This is a genomic window from Rheinheimera sp., assembly GCF_030690345.1.
Classification (GTDB): domain Bacteria; phylum Pseudomonadota; class Gammaproteobacteria; order Enterobacterales; family Alteromonadaceae; genus Alishewanella.
This window is the reverse complement of sequence record NZ_JAUYGV010000006.1, coordinates 148,265-169,446: the sequence shown is the minus strand read 5'-3', so window position 1 is coordinate 169,446 and position 21,182 is coordinate 148,265. Positions and strand designations below refer to the sequence as shown.

The 21,182-nt window shown below is 54.7% G+C and carries 1 protein-coding gene (cut by a window edge); it reads right to left on the bottom strand.

What is annotated here, in order from left to right; translation table 11 throughout:
- Positions 1-43: 43 nt before the first annotated feature.
- Positions 44-21,182, bottom strand: the 3' portion of a protein-coding gene (locus tag Q8O77_RS05430; protein WP_305551831.1) for an Ig-like domain-containing protein. It continues 16,370 nt past the right edge of the window; only the last 21,139 of its 37,509 coding nucleotides appear in the window; its start codon lies beyond the right edge, outside the window; it ends in the stop codon at positions 44-46.

Here is a 21,182-nt window from a genome sequence, read left to right as displayed (position 1 = left end):
ACCACCAACCCACCTTCAACAACTATTTATTAAATACCCACACTTACTGTTTACAGCCAGTAATATAGGCATTTGCCGTTAAATAGCCGGAGGTTGATGATGATCTTTCATTGATTAAAATGTAATAGGTACCCGCAACCGGATTATTTATAGGACAGCGCTCGGCAGCACTGGTGCTGATGCCCGCTTTGCAATCATAGGCTGCAGTAGTTGGCGCCTCTCCAAAGCGTACATACATATCGCTATAAGGCGTATACCAGCTGTTTCGGCTGCCTCTGATTAACAGACTGAAAAATTCAGTGTCCGGTTGCACATTTAAACTAAACAGCCGGTTATTATCACTGATTGAGACAGAATAATATTGCTGACTACCGATCCGTAGTTCGTCTGGTAAGCCGGTATAGCTGTCACGGTAGATATCTGCACAGCCTTGCTCCAGATAGCGTACATCAGCACCAGATTGGGCCAGTAAATCGCGCAGTTGCGTATTGGCGCCACCCAGCACCAGACGGCTGCTACTGTGTACCACACTGCTGGCCGTATCCAGTACACGCAGATGGTCTTCACCCAATTGCAGGTAAGCGTGGTTTAACAGCTGCAGGCTGCTGAACTGATAGACACCAACAATATAATTACCCACCAGGTAGTTAAGGTCCTGCCCGGATTCAACCAGTAAACTGGTGCGGCTGTTAGCAATAATACGCAGTAATGGCGCATCATTATTGTCGGCATCGGTGCTAATCTGGCGATTTTCCAGGCTATTTTCCGGCCACAGATCGCCATATTCGCCATCACAGTAGTCCTGTGGTATTAGACGCCACTGATTGCCGGCTTCCTGCCGCACACAGCCCAATTGCCAACGACCGATGGGTTGTGCCAAAGCCGTGCCCGCCCCTGCGGCCAGCGACGTAGCTTGTTGGCCATTATCCACTAACAGCTGGCCTGCTGACTGAGCATTGCTGGCCAGATATACAGTACCGGCACCGGCAGCTTGGGTTGCCAAAGCATCCGGCGCTGTTAAATAGCGGCCACTAAACTGGTTATCCGGGCTAAATACCGCAATACGCCCCCCGCCACTTTCGTAGCCGGCAAAACCACTGCGGTCAACCTGAGCACCAATAGTGCTAATTTGGCCCGCGCCGGTCAGCACCGGCGTTTCCAGCCGGACTGAGCCACCACTACCATAGGCCAGGCGGGCATTGCTGTTATTGCCATTTACGCCAACAGCACTGATATTGCCATCAAGTTGAATGCTGGCAGCGCTAACAGTGACCACGCCACCGCCTTTGCTATTGCCCGTTGCCGAAGTGCCGGCAGTTAACGCCTGGTCATAACTACCCAAGCTACAGAACATTGTCGCGGGCGTTGTAAAACCGGCATGGCAACGCTGCTTATCGCTATCGCTCCAACTGTCGCCTTTGCCATTCGCATCAACATTTGCGGCCAACGCTATATCTACCTTGCCTTGCACCACCAATTTAAGCAGCTTTGTTGGTTCTCCTGCAGCAAAGCCTTGCTCCTCATTTGCACCCAGACTGTCTAACAGCGCCAGGGTACTACCGGTATTAAGTAACACATTGCCGGTTACCTGAGTGTCGTGTTGTATAGCCAATCCCAGATTACTGTTCGCTGACAAGCTCAGGTCGTCGCCAACCGTCAGCCGGTCTGCCCGGAGGGCTGAGTCATCTGCCGTTGAGCTAATCTGCAGCCCACCGGCAATATGAATATCAGTTAGCGTGGCTATGCGGGCTGACGCCTGCCCGGCAACGACAAGATCTGCCGCTAGCTCAATAGTCTCAGAAGCATACATTACCAACCTGGCAGCATTGCTCAGTGTTACCGACTGTTCCAATTCCACACTGTGCAACAAGGTTGTCATTAACCATTGGCTATTTCCCGTTAACAGTACCTGGCCGCTAATTTTTAGTTTGGCGCCAGCGATTTGCTGTTGCCAGCTCGAATCATCAGACAGGATCACATTGCCGTTTATGGTTAGACTGTCGGTGGCTTTACTAGTCAACTGCGCACCGCCCTGCAGTTGAATATCGCCATTAATAACTAAATGACGGGCGGCGATTTGCTCGCTACCGCTCAACAAAGTTAGTGAGTCTAATGTCAGGTTACGCGGCATTACTGCCCCGTTATTATCCTGAATTCGCTGTACCAGCTCAGGTGCGACATCGGCTGCTACCAATTTGACATAGTTGCCAATTTCGGACCCTTCGATATCCAGCACTAACAACCTGTCGTTGCCAATATCCAGCCGTACCGCATCACCCAACTCAATCCGGTCAAATACATGTACGCCCTGCAGGGTTTTGCCGTGATAACCGGACAGGTCGGCTGCAGATTCAACCAGCAGGCTATCGGCCGTGCTGCTAAGCACTTTATACAGCGCTGCATCGGCTTGGGCGGCATCCAGCATTACATAGGCACCGGCCAGACCGACATGCTGGTTATCTAGTGTTAGCGGCCAGTTGGCCGCGGCGGCAGTAATACGCCACTGCTGCGCCGGCAGGCTTTCAACGCCACTAATAGCATGCTGACCTACTGTCGGAAGCTGTAACCACGGCGTCTCGCTGTCATTCCAAACACCCTTCAGCTGTAATTCACCATATTGCTGCGTCGCCGACTGCATAAATACGGTGCCAGTGGTAAAGCTAGTGTTCGCATCGGATACAATACCTATGTAACCGTCGAACTGATTCTCAGTTGCCAGTATGCCAATACGGCCACCGCTACCCAATGGGGTTTGCTCTGAGTAATCTGTGCTATAGGCAGTGATACTGCCATTACTACCGCCACTGAACAGGCCGGTTTCGATCAACACAGAGCCGCCAGCAGATGGCAGCAACACGGTCGTTTCTGCGTCGGCACTTGCCGGCTCTGGTTTAGCTTCAGCGTTGCCAGCACTAACGTTGTCGCTACCGGCTAAAGAAGCACGCACCATTGATGGTTGATACCACTCTTGTGCACTGGCATCTACTGAAATACTGCCGTTCAGCTCCAGCTCTGCCGCTTTAATGTGCAAACGGCCACCGCCATAGGCGCCCTCAGGACAAGCATCGTTATGGCAATCAGCACTGAGCAGGGCACCATAACCAAAAGACTGCGGCCGGCGGTAGTTACCTATTGACTGCGCTGACTCTGTTGCCGGTATCGGCGCGGAGGCATGCCAGCCCGCCAAGGTTGCATCAGCATCATCGGTCGTCATCGGCTTACCACCACCATTGATCACCCGAATATCGCCGCTCCAGCTCTCCAGATACAGCTTGCCGCCGACTTCAACCTGAGCATTAAGCGGCACAGCCGATTTTGCCAGGGCGCCATCAAAGGTTACTGGCCCAAACAAATTGGCGTCGCCGGCAACAATTAGCTTGCCTGCCAACCTAAAGTTTTCTGCAGTCCAGCTTTGATAATGCAAATCGCCGCCGATGCTGATATCACCCTGTGATAAGACACTGGCATAGGAATCAATGGTTACTGACTGGTCAAACTGCAATAACTCTGAGGCAATCAAGCGTACATGCGCCAAATCAACCTCATTCAGGACACGTATGACTGGTGCAACGAGGGTGAAGCTTTTATATGACGGTACGCTGTTCAGCAGCAACGGCTGATCGGTAGCCAGCAGAAAATCGGTAATGTCATCCCTGTCAAGTAACCCCTGAACGTGTTCGCTGCTCAGACTCGCTCGCAGTGCCGCATTGTAACCGGGCCACAACTGGCCAACTTCGAGCAAGTCATCAGCCAGATCCAAGGTTCCATCCAGCCAGAGCTCTGTCAGTTTATGCACACCCTGAATTTGAGCCGCACCAAAGGAGGTCAGGTCTTCTGCACTGTGCACTGTCAGGCTGTTCGCGCTGTTGGCCTCGATGGTTAAATCCAGACTTTGCTGCTGACTGTCAGTTAAGCGCACTGTCGCTCCGGTCAAAGCACGGCCGTATTCGACGCTGTTGCTTAGCCATGGCTGGCCGTCAACGTGCAGCTGCCAACGGCCTTCGCCCAGTGCAGTAACTGTCTGCAGTTGGTGTTTGCCTACAGTTAATAACCGGGTACGGCTTGGCAGATAATCTGCGGCTATATCGAGTAAGTCATCCAGTGATTGAGCAGACTGGGTGATTGCGCTGGCTGACACTGTAGCTTTTTGCGCAACACTGCTTTGCAGACCCATTAATGTCGGTTGCGCAAATATCTGCTGTTTACCAACTGCCAGCAGGCTAATATCCTCCGGGGCCTGAACAAACGCAGTACCTGCAGAAAGTGGTTCACAACCTTCATAACAATGCTCAACCGCTTGCCTGATCCGACCTAACACCTTGTTAGCCGCCACAACGACATCAGCTTCAGTCTGCGCAGCTAAGTTGATGCTTTGCCGTTGCGCGCCACTTTCTGAGGCAAGCTCAGTGGTATTACGTTGCGGCATCAGTGGCGGTGGCTCACAGCCATCACAGTCATCATCTGACAGCTGAATATCCCAGAGCTCGGCCTTAACCGCTGCCCGGCCGGCGCCACCGGCAGTATCGCGCTCGTCCCAATCATAAATCTCTTTACCACGCACCATCTTGCCGACATTAAGCACTTGCAGCTCGTGGACATCGATAAAGGCACTGCCATCGGCAGCATCAGTACCACCGGCGATGTTGATCCAGTCCCGGTAATCGTCCCGGTCCAGCGACAGGCGATTTGCAGTGATATGCACTGCACCGCCGCCGGCACCTTGCACGCCACCGGCACCCGCCAACATTGGCTGGCGGTAATTGCCATAGGCACAGTCACGCTGCGCTGCTATGTCATTGATACCGGCCATTTGCAGTTGACGGTATTCTTCATTGTCGCTTTCATGCTGCTGCATTTTGTCATCGGCATGACGGCCCAGACAGCGGCCTTCAATAAAGCCGACGCCATAACCGGCCGGATAACCGGCACCTGCGGCATCGATAGCTCCGGTAGCTGTCAGTTTCTGGCCGACATGCAGGGCTAGCGGATACAGTTGCTGTAACTCTGCATCAGCACGGGCAGCCTCAATATTGCCGTACAGCCACTGATCACCGGTGGTGTGCCAGCCGTCGGTCAGCGCCAGTAGCAGATAACTGCCAGGCAACAGCGCCGAATCCGTGCGCACTGTCAGCTTGCGGGCATAAAGCTCGCTGTCGCCGCTGATTTGCAACGAACCGCCAATATCAATGTTAAATTGCGCCAGTTCGATCACCGCGTTGTCCTGGGTAACACTACCCGCTATGGCCAGATCTTGTTTCAGCAACAGCAGCAGCCTGCTGCCAGGCTGCAGTATTACATCGCCCTCAATAGTCAGGCTGTCAGCTTCAATCATCAGCTCAGTATCGGCTTCCAGCAGCAGGTTGCCATCAACAGTGATATCACCGGCAACAGTCAGGTTCACCCGACCACTGGCAGTCATATTGTCCACCGAGATGGGACTGTCAAACTGTGGATCTTCATCCTGCCAGCTGACATCACCCATGGAGTTGCGCTGCAGCACCGTTAACCTGGCCGTATCGCTGTGCAAACCAAAGCCGACAGTTAAGGTACTGATACCGGCGCCAACCGGGGTGAAACCATCAAAGCCCGGCAAGGCAACAGCTTCGTCGGCCGAGCTTAGTTGCAACGCGTAGTAACCAACATCACTGACGTCAATGTCATAACTGCGCCCTGCCACCAACACGCGGGCTTTTACCGTCAGATAGACGTCGCCGCTGTCCTGATTCAGGTTATACACCAGCTCTTTTGGCGTCACGGTGATGGCAGTTACCGCTGCCGGGTCAACGGCACGGCTGTCGGCCCGGGTAGGGTCAGAACCAAAATGCACTTCAACCGCGTCCGGTATACCATCCCCGTCGCTGTCTTTTAACAACGGCTCTGTGCCTAATTGATATTCGGCACCATCGCTAAGGCCGTCATCATCGCTGTCCGGATTGCGCGCGTCGGTGCCCAGTTCAAGCTCAAGCAGGTTGCTCAGGCCATCATTGTCATAGTCTTCATCACCATCGTCGACACCATTGCCATCGCTGTCGCGCCGCGTTGGATTTAAACCCAACTGATGCTCGAACAGGTTTGGTAAGCCGTCAGCATCATAATCACCTTCAAGACTAAGACGTGGTAGAGCAATTGTATTGGCTACCAACAGACTTTGTTGCTGCTCAGCAGCAACTGCCCAAGGTTGCAATACAGCGGGCTCGTGTATTTCTAGTATCACCAACTCGCCTTCCTGCTCAATGCTGGTCCGCGGTGCCAAATACTGCGGTTGTTGCGCATTAAAGCTCTGCGGCTCACCATCAATGTGCAGCTCTAACTGAACCTGTTGCCGCGACGGCACATCCTGTCCTATGCTCACTGTCAGTTGCTGCTGTATTTCGGACAATAAGTACGGTTGTTGTTGCTCTGGTAGCGACATAGCAGCCGTTAAGAACGAACCTTGTTGTGGCAGTACCGGATCGGACTCCAGCTCGCCCAGCAGCGCTGACGCTGTGGTATCAAAGCGGTATTGCGTATACAAGGTCAGTGGCTGTGCCGGTACAAAGCGCAGTTGCTGTGGCGTATCCTGGCTAAACTCGCCGGCCACCAGCTCACCATTCGGATTAGTAATACGTAACCACTGGCTGTCAACGGGTGCGGTAACCGCTTCAGTAAAGCTCAACAGCACTGGTGTGATTTCGCTCTGATGCGCCGCTTCCAGTATCACCTGCTGCACTGCCGGCAAGCGTTTAACAAAGTCGAGCGTCAGCTCAGCAAAGGCGTTAATGGCAAAGCCCGGCTCTGATAGCAGGCTAACTATCACTTGCTCTGCCTGCTCACTGCCCAGCGTTAACCGGCCGGAACCGGCGTTTAACGTCAGCTCAGTACTGTTACTGCCATTAGCAAATAAAGCGGTGCCGGTTACACCAAACTGCAGTGTTAAATTGGCATCCTGTGGCTGGCCGTCGGCGACAACATGGCTAACCGCATTACCGTAGTTATCAGTCAGTTGCACTGCAACATGCACCTGTTCGCCGGCTTCCAGCACATCTTGGCGGCCCAGCGGATGGTTATCCAGCTGCGCAATACTCAGTTCAAGCAGCGCTGCCTCGGCAGCAATAACCTGCAGCGGGATCTGCTCTACCTCAGAGAATTGCGGCTGCGCCAGATAAGGCTGGTAATGCAACTGCAGACCCGGCGGCTCACTGGCCAGCAGTTGCAACTGATAGACATCAGCACGTTCTGGCACCGTTACTTCAACAGCGGCTTTACCAGCAAACAGACGGATCTGTGCTGCTTCGCCCAGATAGACACCCTGGTCATCATAGCGCTGACGCAGTTGCAGGCCATCGGCAAAGGCAAAGTGGAAGCCAGGCGCATCAAAGCCCAGCGTGACATTGAAATCATCACGGTTGTAAATCAGGTTTTGTGCCGCGTCCACCAGCTCCAGTTGCAGCTGCGTCGTTTTAGCTGCCTGCACCGGCGCTATGTGCGATACCTGTAACGCAAATGGCATACCCGGCAAAATAGCCACACTGTGCACCGCCGGTTGAATGGCGTTGTGGTCAACTAGCTTAGTGAGAAGCTGGTAAGCACCCACTTTTTCGCCCAACGTCAGCCAGCTAAAGCGCGCCAGACCAGCAGCGTCGGTTTCGCTGCTTGCCAGATAGGTTTCACTGCCATCCGGCGCCAGCTTGAACCAGTTAACCCGTTGCAATGCTACTGGCCGCTGAGCAATATCGGCCACCCGCACCTGATAACTGCCCGAGGCACCACTGTCGAGCTCAGCAGGGTTAATACCCGGCTCGCCCGCCACAGAGAACTCAATCAGGTTAGGCTTCTGTGTCAGGTTAATACTGACGGCCTCACTGACACTGCGCTGGCCCATGCGGTCGGTAAAGGCGACTTGCAGTTGCACTTGATCGCCCTGTACTTCAGTTACCGGCATGGCTAACTGACTGGACATATTTGCTGAACACAGTGGACCTGGCATCGGCCGGCATAGCTGCTGCTCTTGCTGTACGCTACCGTTGTAGCTAACTAATAAGCGGGTATCCAGTTGTTGGGCACCGGCATCATCGACCTGATCCAACGCACGCAACGACAGCGGCAGGTTGCGTCCGTAAATTGCGGCTTGTGGCACGCTAAGTTGCATCAGCTGCGGCTGTGGCGGTAAATCCGGCACTACCTGGATCGGTTGCGTCAGCGTGGTTTGCTGGCCGATATTATCGGTTAGCGTTAGCGTCAGCGTTTGGTTCACGGCTTGTTGTAACCGGTCCTGCCGCAGATCCGCAATGCGATAGGTCTGCTGCTGAGTTTTACCTGCCAGCACATAGTCACGCTCGAAGCCCGGCCAGCTCAGTTTAACCTTAGCCAACCCGACATCATCGCTTTGTACCAGAGTGACGCTAAATTCGCTTTGCTCCAGCACTTGCGCCGGACTGTTAAGCAGTTGCAGTTGCGGATATGCGTCTGCCACCACATCAACCGTCAGGCTGGTCGTGGCCGTATTGCCAGCGTTATCACGCATCTCCAGCTGATACAGGTACTGTTGACCTAAGACAGGCTTAGCCTGATTAACCACAGAGCTGCCATTATCAAAGCCGGCCCAGATCACCTGACCATTGCGTTTCAGTAAGGCCTGTTCGGTGCCACTGCCAATATCTGCCACTGTCACCGCAATCGCATACGGCTGACTGTCCGGCACCTGGTCCTGTGCATCTATTGTCGACTGCAATGTCAGTTGTCCCACCGGTGCGGCCTGATCGGCCAGACGGGATACTGGCATTGACGCTGACTCTACCTGATTACCATAGATATCAACCGCCCGCGCTTTGATATAACGCGGCTGTGCTGATTGGGCTAAGTCCAGCCGGACAATAAAGTCCGGGCCGTAATGCTTGCGCATCAAGGTGTAGGGCCCATCGCTTTGCTCGGCCAGATAAAACTCAACCTGCTGCAACGGCAAGCTGGCGTTATTAACGTTTGCCACCACCCGCAGCGGTGTCGGTACATAACTTGGGTTGTTAAAGGCCAAATCAACAGTGAAATCATGCACTGGCAGGTTGTCGCTTTGCAGCATCACCCGCCGTGGCAAGGAGTACACTATCTCACCCTGTTGCGTCAGCGCACGGCTGCGCACAGTAAAGGCTTTACCATTGTGTAAAGTAGACGGCACCAGAATTTGCGCATCGAAAGGTGGCGCTGACGTACGGCTGACAACTTCGTCGTTAACCAGATAGTCTACCGCCTGCAGGGCATCTGTTTCGCTGACAGCTAAGCTGATCAGCTGGCCATTCTGGAACACCTGGCCACTAAATGGCGTTTGCATCTGTGGCAAGGCCGTAACAGCGTTATTGCCCAGCCACAGCAGTTCAATACCGGCCAATTGTTGGGCTAACAACACTTCGCCTTTATCCAGTGCAATGGCCGGAATATCCTGCGCCGCTTGATACATCAGTTGTGGCTGGCTAAAGCTATCCAGGCGCAGCTGATACAGTTTACTGCCCTGGCTAAACCAGACGCGGCCCTGATCATACGCCAGCGCCTGCACTGCACCCACCGTTAACGGCTGCACCTCAGCGTCCACTAATGACAAACGCTGTAAGCCCGCTGCAGATGCCAGCAGCAGATAGTCACCAGCCAGTACTATAGTATGCGCTTGCTGTGCTGATGCCAGCAGGGTTTTGATCTCGAGGTTAAACTCGTCAAACGGCATGGGTCCCGTTTGTACCGCATATACTGTGCCGGCATCGGTCAGCACATAGATAAGCTGCTCAGACAGCGCCAGCGCGCGGATATTATCACCCTGACTCACAGTAATAGTAGTAATCGCCTGCTTGCCATCGGCTGAGTAAATACGTAACGCATCACCCACTGCCATTACCAGGCGCTGTGCATCGGCAGCAAAATCGCTGAGTTGCGGCTGTTTTAACACTAAACGCGCCTGGCTTAAATCAGTCAGGTTACCGCTGATATCGTCATAACCCCAGACGCCATTGGCGGTGGTGCGCAATAAGCGGTAATCGCTGCTGTAAGGTGACGGATACAAGCCGGTTTTATCCAGCGCCGGCAGGTCATAATAGCTTTGTACCGCATAGCCGCGCGCAGCCGCCAGATAGTGGCCATGTTGTATCGCCACTTGCCGGGTATTGCCTTTGGCTTGTGCGGTCTTAAACAGGCTACGCGCCTCTGCCGGCAGTGCTGTTAGTGACAGCTGACGCCCATCGCCCGACAGCAAGCTGTTCGCGCTCAGCTGCAGTGGCATGGTGAACGCCAGCGGGAAGCGGCCAATAACATAAGGCTGGCGTGCACTGCGGATATCCAGCTGCAACAGATTGGCACCATCGTACAGCCACAGCTCGTTATCACGGCTTAGCAAGGCTTGCGCCTCTGACCACGGCATAGTCCACTGCTGGGTTTCACCCTGCTGGTCGATACGTACCAGTTTAGCGTTGCCGGCTAACCAGATTGCCTCGTCCTGCAACGCAAAGTGGCTAAACTGAGCGTTGTTTGCCAGTACCAAGCGGCTTTGGCTCTGGCCATCCAGGGGCAGCTGATATAGCCCCTGTTCAGTCAATGCCAGCACGCCATCTAAACCGGCGCTGAGCTGATATACCTGACCAAGCGTCAGTTGCTGCTGCAACTGCAGTGAATTACCCTGCACACTAAACTGCTCAAGGTTACCGGCAGTATCTGCCGCCCAGGCCAGCTCGCCCAGACTGGCTAATTGCGTAAACTGTTGCTGGCTGTTGTACTGCCCCAGCACCTGATACTGCTGCTCAGGGTCAATAAACTGCAAACCCATGCCACGCAGTGCTACCAGCCAACGGTCCTGTAATGGGATCAGGGCATCGACGCTGGCGTTAAAGCGGTGCAACAAGGTGCCCTGCTGATCCAACAGGCGCTCGCGCTGGGTCAGATACAGCGCATCCGTCGTCTGCAGCACCTGGCTAAACGGCTGGCCCGCCGGGGCCTGGCTAAAGCTGTAAGCACGCAGTACCTGCACCTGTTTATCTAGCTGGTGCTGATTGCCGGCCGCATCACTAAGGCTGGCACGGATCTGTAGCGTACTGGTGTCTGGCACCAGCAAGCGCAGGCGTTGTTCGGCGCTGGCCAGCACGTTACCGTCAGCGTCTATAGCAGTTAATGTCAGGCGCTGGCCAGCGGCCAGTGAACGGTCTGCCGTTACTTCAACGGTGCTGCCGGCATAGACTCTGTCGCCTATGCCCTGCAGGCCAAATTGCAACGGATTACGCTGTGGTTGTACCCGGATACCTACCCGGTCCTGCGCGTAATAATGCTCAGTGCCAAAATACACCCGGGCACGCAAATAGAAGGCAGATGCCTGAGTCACCACCGGCAGACGCAGGCTGATATCGCCGCTGGTTTTATCACTCAGCAGCCGGCTAAGCACAGTACCGTTTACATCGGTAAGCGCCAGTTCAATAAAGCGCAGCTCGTGTTCTGCCACACCTTCGGCCAGATAACGCAGCTGCAGCGGCTTACCTCCGGCAACGGCGCTATTGTTGTCCGGCTGCAGCAGGGTAATACGGCTTTGTGCCGGGTCATTGGCAACCCGTTCAACCTGAGCGGCGAAAGTTTGCTGATTTAGCTGCCAGCTTAGCTCTGCGCTACCATCTTGCTCCGCTACCGCGTAGGTACTGTGCAGGGTATTGGCCAGTCGCAATAACGGGCTGCCATCGGCCAGGCTGCTGCTAAGTAATCTGGCCTCATCTGACAGTTGCAGTGACAAGGGTACCAGCGCGCCTTGCGCCAGACGTGACGGCAGTGCGCTTTGCAACATCGCTGGCGCAGTAAAGGCCAAATTATCCAGTACAAGCTGTTGTTGTACTTCAACGCCAGCTTCTGTCAGTAGCTGTACTGTCAGTGTCGAGCCGGCGTGCTGGCGCTGTACCGCCAGTTGATCAACGTCCAGCCAGCGGCTGCTTAGGGTATCGCCTTGCGCATTACTGATGCGCAGCCGGTAATCATCTGTCCAGCCAGACGGCAGTTGCAATACCAGCTCAGTGGCGGAGGCTTGCAGGTTTATATCTTCCGGCTCTGGTGCTGCCGCTGTAACTTTGCGCTGTTGCCACAACTGCCCGGCACTAAAGCGATACAGCTGTTGATGACCGAAGGCCAGCGATTGTTGCCACGGCAACACAGCAACAACATCTTGCTGCTCAAACGCCAGCCAATAGTAGCCCAGTACCGGATCCAGCAGTTTTAGCCAGACATAATCCTGTTCGGCGCTCGACTGCACAACTTGACCGGGTAGCTGCTGCTCGGACAATAATGCCAGTGAGTCCGCATTAGCCTGCTGATATACCTGCAGTGATTGCTGTTGCCACAGATACAGCTGGCCATCATGTACTGCCAGACCGTCGCTATAAGGCACTGTATAACTGGCCACCGCACGCAGTGCATTGTGTTGCGCATCCAAGTGCAGCAGTTGCAGTGTATCGCCCGCCAATACCCAGATCTGGTGTTGCCACTGTGCTACCGCAGTAATGTCATCGTCAAACTGATAGCCGGTTAGCTGGTGTTGCGGATTATCTGGCTGTTGCAGTGTTAACAGACGACCATATTGCACTATGGCGTGGTCACCGATACTGCCCACCAGCTCACCAAATAATGGCTGTTCAGTGGCCTGTGCTTGCGCCTGATAAGGCAGCTGCAGCAAACGGCGCTGGCCTTGCAGATTATCCTGTATAAACAGGGCACTGCGTCCGGCGAACACCTGTTCCAGTCTGGCGCCATTATTGCTGTGCCACCACTGGCCGGTCTCGTCTGCCAGGCGGTAGCCACCGTTATTTTGCTGATACAGTGACAACATCGCCAACCGGTCGTCAAAGCGAACCGGCAGCAGTTGCACCAACTGTTCATCTGCCGCCGGCTGGGTTGCGGCCAGTTCAGCCTCATCTTGCAGATAAGGCAGTAAATCTAACGCGCTTTGCTGACGGTTTTCATTGCCCGATAAATCACGCAGCACGCTTTGCAGCGTCACGCCGCTTGCAACCGCAACGTCATGCGGCTGTATCGTTACAATGTCGGCCAGCGGTGCCAGTGGTAAGCTATGCAGGCTGCCATTATCGCTGATAATCAGCTCTGATTGGTCGCTGTAATCGGCCATATCGGCCGGAACTTCGCCAGTAACACGTAAACCGGTACCGCTAAGCACTTTATGCTGCGGCAACGTTTGTAACTGCGCTTGTTCATTAACGCCATCGTCCGGCACTAAATTGATAAAGCGCCGTGCGCTCAGTGCGCCATCTTGCAGCAACAGCAATACCACCGCATCTTCTGCCGTTTGCGGTAACGTTACCTCAAGCATAAAGCGCTCAGGTTCCTGCTCGGTGCGGCTTAGCTGAATCACAGCCGGGTTAGCCGGATGCAGTGGATCTGCGCCCAATTGCAGTGACAGGCTGGCCTGCTGCAGATTGCGCAGCATCAGTTCCAGCGTAATACGCTGACCGGAGCGCAGTTGGCTGCCATTTTCCGGGCTAAGGATCGCCAGCTCAGGTTCGCCACGGCTGGCATCAAACGGCCTGATCGTCACGGCCTCTGACACCGCCATATTACCGTTCGGATCCTGTGCTCTGGCTTGCAAGGTTACCGCATCTTCTGACGTCGGCGTAAAGCTAAAGCGGTTGCTTTGCGCCAGGCTCTGGAAGGCACCGCCATTTACGGCCATTTCAACCGTTTCAATGCCGTAGCGGTCAAACACTTTCAGCAACACTTCGGCAGGTTCGCCAATCGGTAAGCGATCGCCCTGTTTCGGCGACACTATCGCCACTTCCGGCGGTGTCACATCCAGATACAGCTGATAACTGTCGGCTTGTTGTTTGCTGGCACCATAACCAAACTTAACCTGCGTCAGCAATTGCATCTGGTCGTTACCATTTAGCTCGGCCAGCCGCGGATGCATATACAACAGTGAGGCGCTGGCTTCGGTAGCACCCGGTTGTAATTGCGCCCGGTACCAGCGGCCATTCAGCTGCAGGTTAACCTCGCTGATCAGATCGGTGTCACCGCTTAGCGGCAGGCGGATCGTCGCCGCAGTCAGCTCTTCTACCTGTGCCGGCGTGGTTTGTACCGCACCGATATTCACTACCGGGTCAACCACGGCCAGGCTGTAGTCCTGTTCGGTTACATTGGCAGCAGCATCCACTACTTTGACTCTGAGCACTAACTGACTGACATCTTTGTCAATGTGCACGTTAAAGCCGGCCGTGAATGGCTGATAAGCACCAAACTGCACACCACCATCGCGCGACAGACGGTAGCTGTACTTCAGTTGATTGTTAGCAGAAATATTGTCCAGCGCCTGGGCGATAAAGCTATAACTGCGACCACGGGTCAGGCTCACTGCCGGTGTGGCGGCACGGCCATCGGCCAATGTCAGTTGTAACTGACGCGGCGCCAGCGTATCGCGGCTGGTAAAGCTTTGCGCTACCGCACCATCGGCACTGAACAACGGCGCTATGCTGCTGTTCAGTGGTAAAGCCAGGTTATCCGCCAAATCGCTGATACCGCTGATCGTCAGCTGATAAACGGCGTTGTGCAGCAGCTGACGGCCTTCTTTTAAGCGCAGTATTACCCGGTTATTCAGGCTAACCAGCTCAAAATCGGCACTGATATTTTCCGCTGCAGCACCACTGTAGTCCTGCATCTGCCGCTGTACGCTAAACTGCTGCGCCCGCAGTGGCTCAGAGCCATGCAACGTCAGGCCGTTATTATAATCAAACGCCTGCCATTGGCTGATGCGCGGTGGCGTATCATCGATAGCAGTGAAGCTGACATCAGCCGTTACCGCTTCGCCAGTGCTGGCTTTAATAATATGCAGCTGATAACTCAGCCCTGGCTCAGTTGCCGGCGTACTGACCAATAACCGGCCGTTTTCCATCCGGTAGCTCAGCTGATTTGACCGGCCGGGCTGATCAAAGCGTGCCGGCGCCAGCAGGTGCACAGTTAAATCACCGCTAAAGCCCTTGCCTTGCACCGTCAGAGTATTACCGCCACTGTCTGACAGTAGCGTTGTACCACGGCCGTTGTCAGACGCAACGCTGTCAACTGCCAGCGCCTCGGCCACCAGCACAGCGGCTGGCAGGAAGCTCTCCGCCTGTGCCTGATACAAATGCAGGCTGAATAAGCCAGCTTGTGCCAGCGCCGCGCTAAATTGCAGCTCAGTACCGTTGTCATTGACCTGCCAACTGTTGCTGTCCACAGTGAGCGGCCCCAACTGCAGTGACGTTAAGGTGTGCAGATTAACGCCCTGCACGGTAAAGCTGGTTTGCCGGCCGGCAATGGTATTGGCCGGGATCAACCTTTGTGCCTGAGCCGGTCCTTGCGCAAAACTGGTATGCGTACTAAAGGCCCAGGGTAAGTCGAAACTGACATCGGCGCCGGCAACAGCAGATAGCGGCAGGCCTTGTAATTGCACCTGATAGCGGTTGCCCAGTACATAGCCAGGGCTGTAGGGTTCAAACAGCAGGCTTTGATCAAACCAGTCAGTGTAGCCAGGCAACGGTTGCGCCAGTTGATCGCTCAGTTGCAAACTGACATTACGCCAGTCCTGCCGCCACAGTGACAACTGTAACTGCAGGGTCTGCAAATTATGCTGAGCCTGTAGCGGCATAAAGGCCGAGGCATTAGCCAGTGGCAGCGCCGCAGCACCATAGCCACGACTATCCAACCATTCCACCAGATCGGTGCTGAAACTTACCTGCTGCAGCGCTTGGCTAAAATCAAAGCCCGCCAGAGGCCGTAAGCTTAACTGCTGACCGGATAAGTCAATGTCATATAACTGCCAGCTGTTATTGCTGCGCGCCAGCGCCAGCTCACCGCTTAGCTGTAACATTTGCAGTGCCGGCGATAGCGCCATACTGCCGGTTTCGCCTGGTGCCTGCTCAGGCAGCGGCGACAGATCATAAAGTTTCAACAGTTGATCACTGACCAGCCACAAGCGGTTGCCATCGCGCTGTAAGCGGCCGCTTTGCAGCATTGGCAGCGCCAGTTCCTGTACCGGTTGCTCCAGTTGCCACAAGCGATAGACCTGCAGCTTGTCGCTACGTAGCACGATCAGCTGGTCGGCGCTTAATATCGCATCCAGATAATGACCATCGATAACCAATAGATCCTGCGCATACAGATTACCCAGTCGCAGTTGTTCCGGCAGCTTCCACAACAGGTTGCCGCTGGCCAGTTGCAACTGGCCTCCGCTGATACCCTCATGCTGCAGACGATTAACTTGCTGTGGCAGATAAGGGTCACGTAAATCATATAAGCTACTGCTGCCATCTGTGGTTTGTACCAGCAACCAGTGCTGATCCAGCGCCAGCGCACTGACACTGTGTGGCAGCGCAATCTGGCCAATATAGTGCCGCTGCGCCCCCAGGCCAAACAGCTGCACCTGATCGGCGCTGGCCAATGCCAGCAGTTGGCCGGAACGTGCCATCAGCTTAACGCCTTGCTGCTGATCGCTTTGGCCAATCACCACGCTAAGCTGCTGATTGCTGGCTGTCGTCAGCTTATCAAACTCATTATTGATACTGACATTAAGCGTACCTAAGATATCTGCTGGCAGTGGCAGCACCAGCAGTTGATCAGATTTCACCTGCACATCAGCCTGCGGCAGGCCATTAATCAATACCCGGCTGTAACGGCTAAAGCCCTGACCTACTATGCCCAGCATAGCGTCTTCGTTTAGCACAAATTGCTGATCGGCACTGTTAACCTGGCCACTGCCAGCCTGATAGCGGCCAACACGCTCAATAAGCGGATCGGTAACATAAGTAAAGGCCAGCGGTAGTACGGTACTGGACAAGCCAGTGCTAACCCGGGCGCCAACCACGCGGTTCTGTGCCGGTTTTTCCGCTAAGGCCGGTAATTTCAGCAACAATTGTTGCTCGCTCACTACGGTGATATCTGCCGGCGCGACTTGTTGTCCGCCAATTTCCACCGCAGTGTGCGCTGTCAGCCCCTGGCCATGCAGCTTAACCTGCATACCACCACGCCAGCTGCCAATAGCCGGTTCGAGATAGTCTATTACCGGCTTGGGCGCGTCATCATAGCGGAAACGGAAACGGTAATCGTTGCCCAGCGTGCGGCCGTTCAGATCACGCAGTACAGCACGCACCCTGACCTGATATTCTTTTTCATGTTGCCAACCCTGCGCCGGTTCAAAGCGCAGCAAACTACCCAGCTGATGCACCTCGCTATACCAATGGCCCGCTACTTTGGCGCCACTTAAGGTCACTTCAAACAGGCTGTCACGCTGCCCGGTCAGTTGCTGGTTATCCAACAGACGGTTGAACTGGATCTGTAAGCTTTGCTGCTGATGTAAAATACCGTTACCAAGCGGTTGATGCTGCAGCACCTGCAGGCTGTCGTTCCGGAACGAATAGACACCACCACCAATATGGCTGGCAGTTGACGGCCGTTGCTGCGGGCTTTCCTGCGGCTGGCCTTTATTGTCACGTAGGTAGGCCACACCGGCAAACAGCGTATCTGGCCGTGCCACTACCTCTTTCACCGCACCGGTGACTGCAAAGTAATTACCCAGTGCAATATCGCGGTTAAAGCGGCCGTTGAGCCAGTCACTAATGTCAAACTGCTGCAAATCACCGTGGCCGGCGGCCACATACAGCTGCTGGCCCTGCCGTAATAACCGGCCGGCATGCAGCTCACCATTACGCAGCAGATAGGCCAGCTTTAACCCGGTCAGATGCTGGCCAGAGAAGGTATCAAACACTTCGACTGTGGCTTGCTCTGCGGTAGACACCAGCAAGATATCGCCCAGTGGCAAAATGTCGGCTGCCGGCAAACGCTTGTTAAAGCGGTCAGTCAGTGTAATGCGTTTCACGATATCAAAACGTCCGCTGTCCAGCTCCAGCGCCAGCACCTGCCGTTGTGAAGGCTGCAACAGCCACAACTGCTGCTCGGTCAGCACCAGACGCGACACCCAGCCACCCAGGGCACTGTTATTCAACCGGGTCAGTAGCCTTAGCTCACCGGCGTCAGTAAAGGTGAGTACGTCAACTGAGGTGGTCGTCGCGACATAGAGCGCGCCTTTGCTGACTTCCAGCGCTTTAACCGGCGAAGCCAGCTGATATTCCTGCAACAGCACCGGCATAGCACCCTGGCTGATGTCGAACTGATACAGTTTGCGATCACCGGCAATAAACAGGAAGTGTTCATACGCCGCCATGGCAACAAAGCCCTGTGGTGCCAGCTTAGTTTTGAAATGGTAGCTGTAACGGGCATTAGCAAATTCGCGCTCGATCACTGCAGGCTTAAGCGGGTCGGTTAAATCCAGCACCAGCAGCTCACTATTTTGGGTACTAAATTGACGGATCAGCTTGCCATCAGTATCGAGTAGTTTGTAATCACCGCCTGTAACCGCGTACAACAGCTGGTCGCGCACCAGCATGGCAGCGACCGGGTTTTCTGCGTCGTCGGCCAGGTCGACACTGGCCAGTTCGGCATCAGCATAGAAATAGGCCTGATCAAAGCCCGCCCATTCATCCGGGAACTGCGGGTTATTCACCAAAATGTCAGCATAACCAAAACGACCGGCTGGCATCATCACTTCCAGCAGATAATCCGAGCGGATCCGCAGTGCATTGACAGGGTTAGCCCCGACAGTTACCTGAGTATGCGGCGTGAAGCCATAGCCGCGCAGCGATACCCAGTTGCCACCTTGTGGTGGGCCGGTTAACGGTGATATGTCCTGCAGCGTGACGGCAGGCATCACTATCGCCGCACCAACCAACTCACTGACAATGTCAGAGCGTGCCACCGCTACCGTTATCGGCGCTGTAGGTTCAGCCAAATACAGTTTCGGCATTTGCAGCGTGATCTGCTGGTCGTTAATCGCAGTAATGGCGTCAGCAGGGATAAGTTGACCAGCAATACGCACTTGCACAGCTGTCGCGTCGCTGCCAAAACCCCGGCCCTGCAGTACCGCCAGTTCGCTGCCGTCGGCATGGAAATAGCGGCCAACCGGCTTGCCATTGCTGTCCAGTCGTTGCACTTGTTGTAACTGTGGCCGCAGTTGCTGCCGGTATTGGAAACCATAGCTAAGCTGACGGCCAAGGGTTTGACCATTCAGGTTTTGCAATGCGGCATCAAGCTTAAGCACGATGTCCTGTGGCTGCCAACTGTCTGGCAGGGTAATAAACAGCTGGCCACCGGTCAGCGTATTAATGCCCTCCAGGCTATAGCCAGCCAATGGCTGACCGGCACTGTCAGTGATACTGACCCAAGCTGCCAGTTCGGCCGCATTGGTGACGATAAAGTTGTCAAAATCCAGCCGCAGCACATCATGCGGTACCACCACAGCACCCGCTTGCGGCGTCATAGCAACCAGACGCAGCCCCGGCGTGATCAGTTGCTGGAAGCCATGTTCAGTAGCAATAAAGCTAAAGCCGTTGTGTTGCATCAGGCTGCCACCGTTTGGCAGCGTTTCCCAATAACTGGTCACAAAACGGCCATCTTCTGCCCGGCTCAGCCGCAGCAAACGACCTTGCATACTCAGGCTTATGCCATCCTGCTGCACCAGCAGCTGCACCGCTCCGCCCTCATAGCTGGCGCGATCGATTGCCTGCACCCGGTAGCTGAGTTGCTCACCAAAACCGTCAAATATCGCCAGATATAACTGGCCGTCACGCTCAAATACCACATACAGCTCATCGTTCAGCCATTGCAATTGCAATGGCCGGCCCTGCAGTTCCCCCTGATTAAAGTGGATAGTGGCAAAACCGCTTTTCGGTGCCAGTTCAGTCGAATGCAAATCGAGGAAACGGATAAAGCCGTCGCCCAAATCACTGGCCGCCGCAACAGCAATCAGTTGTTGGCCGCTATTGAGCGCTATACCGTTGGCGCGGTAGCCGGTAAGTGGCAAGGTTTTAATCAGATACGGCTGGCTGGCATCAGCGATGTCAATCAGCAATACGCCCGCCTCAGCGGCACTCAGCACCGCCAGCTCGCCGGCTAACACCATACCGGTTACACTGCTGCTCAGCGGCAGCTGTGCCAACCGCACCGGGAATTCTGCCAAGCTTACATCATAGACTTCAAAGCCATATGGCATTAAATACGGGTTAGCCGCGCTGGGGTTAGCACCCTGGCCGACACCGACATACAGCAGCTCGTCCCTTACGGCCATGGCACCAATAGTCATCGGCGGATAATTCGGCAAGTCAATCAGGCGGCCACGCTGTATTTGATACGAGTACTCGCCGGCTTTAAACAGCTCAGTGCCATGGCGCAGATACACATCATAGACTTCTGGTTGCAAACTCATTGGCAAGCGGAAGCTAAAGCTGTGTGGCGTTAGCACGTCATCTTCAAGGTTGACCAGATAATAGCCGTCGTCGGCTTGTTCGGTTTCCACCACCTTGCCGGAGCGGCTTTGCAGCATAACCTTAGTACCCGGCAGCAGTGCTGCTTTATCGAAACTGATAGTCAGCGTGTTGCCGCCGTTTAATGGCCCTGACTCAGCACTGAGTTTAACCTTGGCCTCGCTATAACTGTCGGCCAGCATCACAGCACCGAACAGTGTTGCCGTTAAGCCGTTTTGCTCCAACTTAACCGGGTAGCTGCCCGGTGCCATACCCAACATATCCAGTGCCTGACTGGACACGGTAATATGGCTGTCATCATGCCAGCTAAAGGGCACCTGATAACTGCCCAGCCACAGCGTGGCATCACTTTGGATAGCGGCGCCCTGCAGACTGATCTCGCCCGGCACACCGCGGCGCACGGCACCGTTACGGCTGGCATGAAGCAGTGGCTGCGGCGTATCACGGTAACTGAATTGCAAACCAAACGGCGCCAGCAACTGGCCACCACGGGCATTCTTACCGGTATTGAGCAATAAACGATATTGATGATTATCTTGCGCACTAAATTGCAGCGTAAAGCGTGAAGCGGCGCCATTTTGCAGATCATCTGCCAGCAACTGCACGCTGACAGTTTCTGCTGTTGTGACATCCTGCAGGCTAAATGCCTGTTGCAATGACTCAACTGACATCAGTTCATTAAACTGAATTTGCAACGGCACGTTATTACCCAATATGCCCTGCTCTGCCACCGAAGCTGAGGTGACCAGCGCGCCGGGTAAATCCAGCATACTAATGCCTGACTGCCCCTGAGCCACTACTACGCGGTCTTTAAACACAGCGAGATCTTTCGCCTGCAGTTGG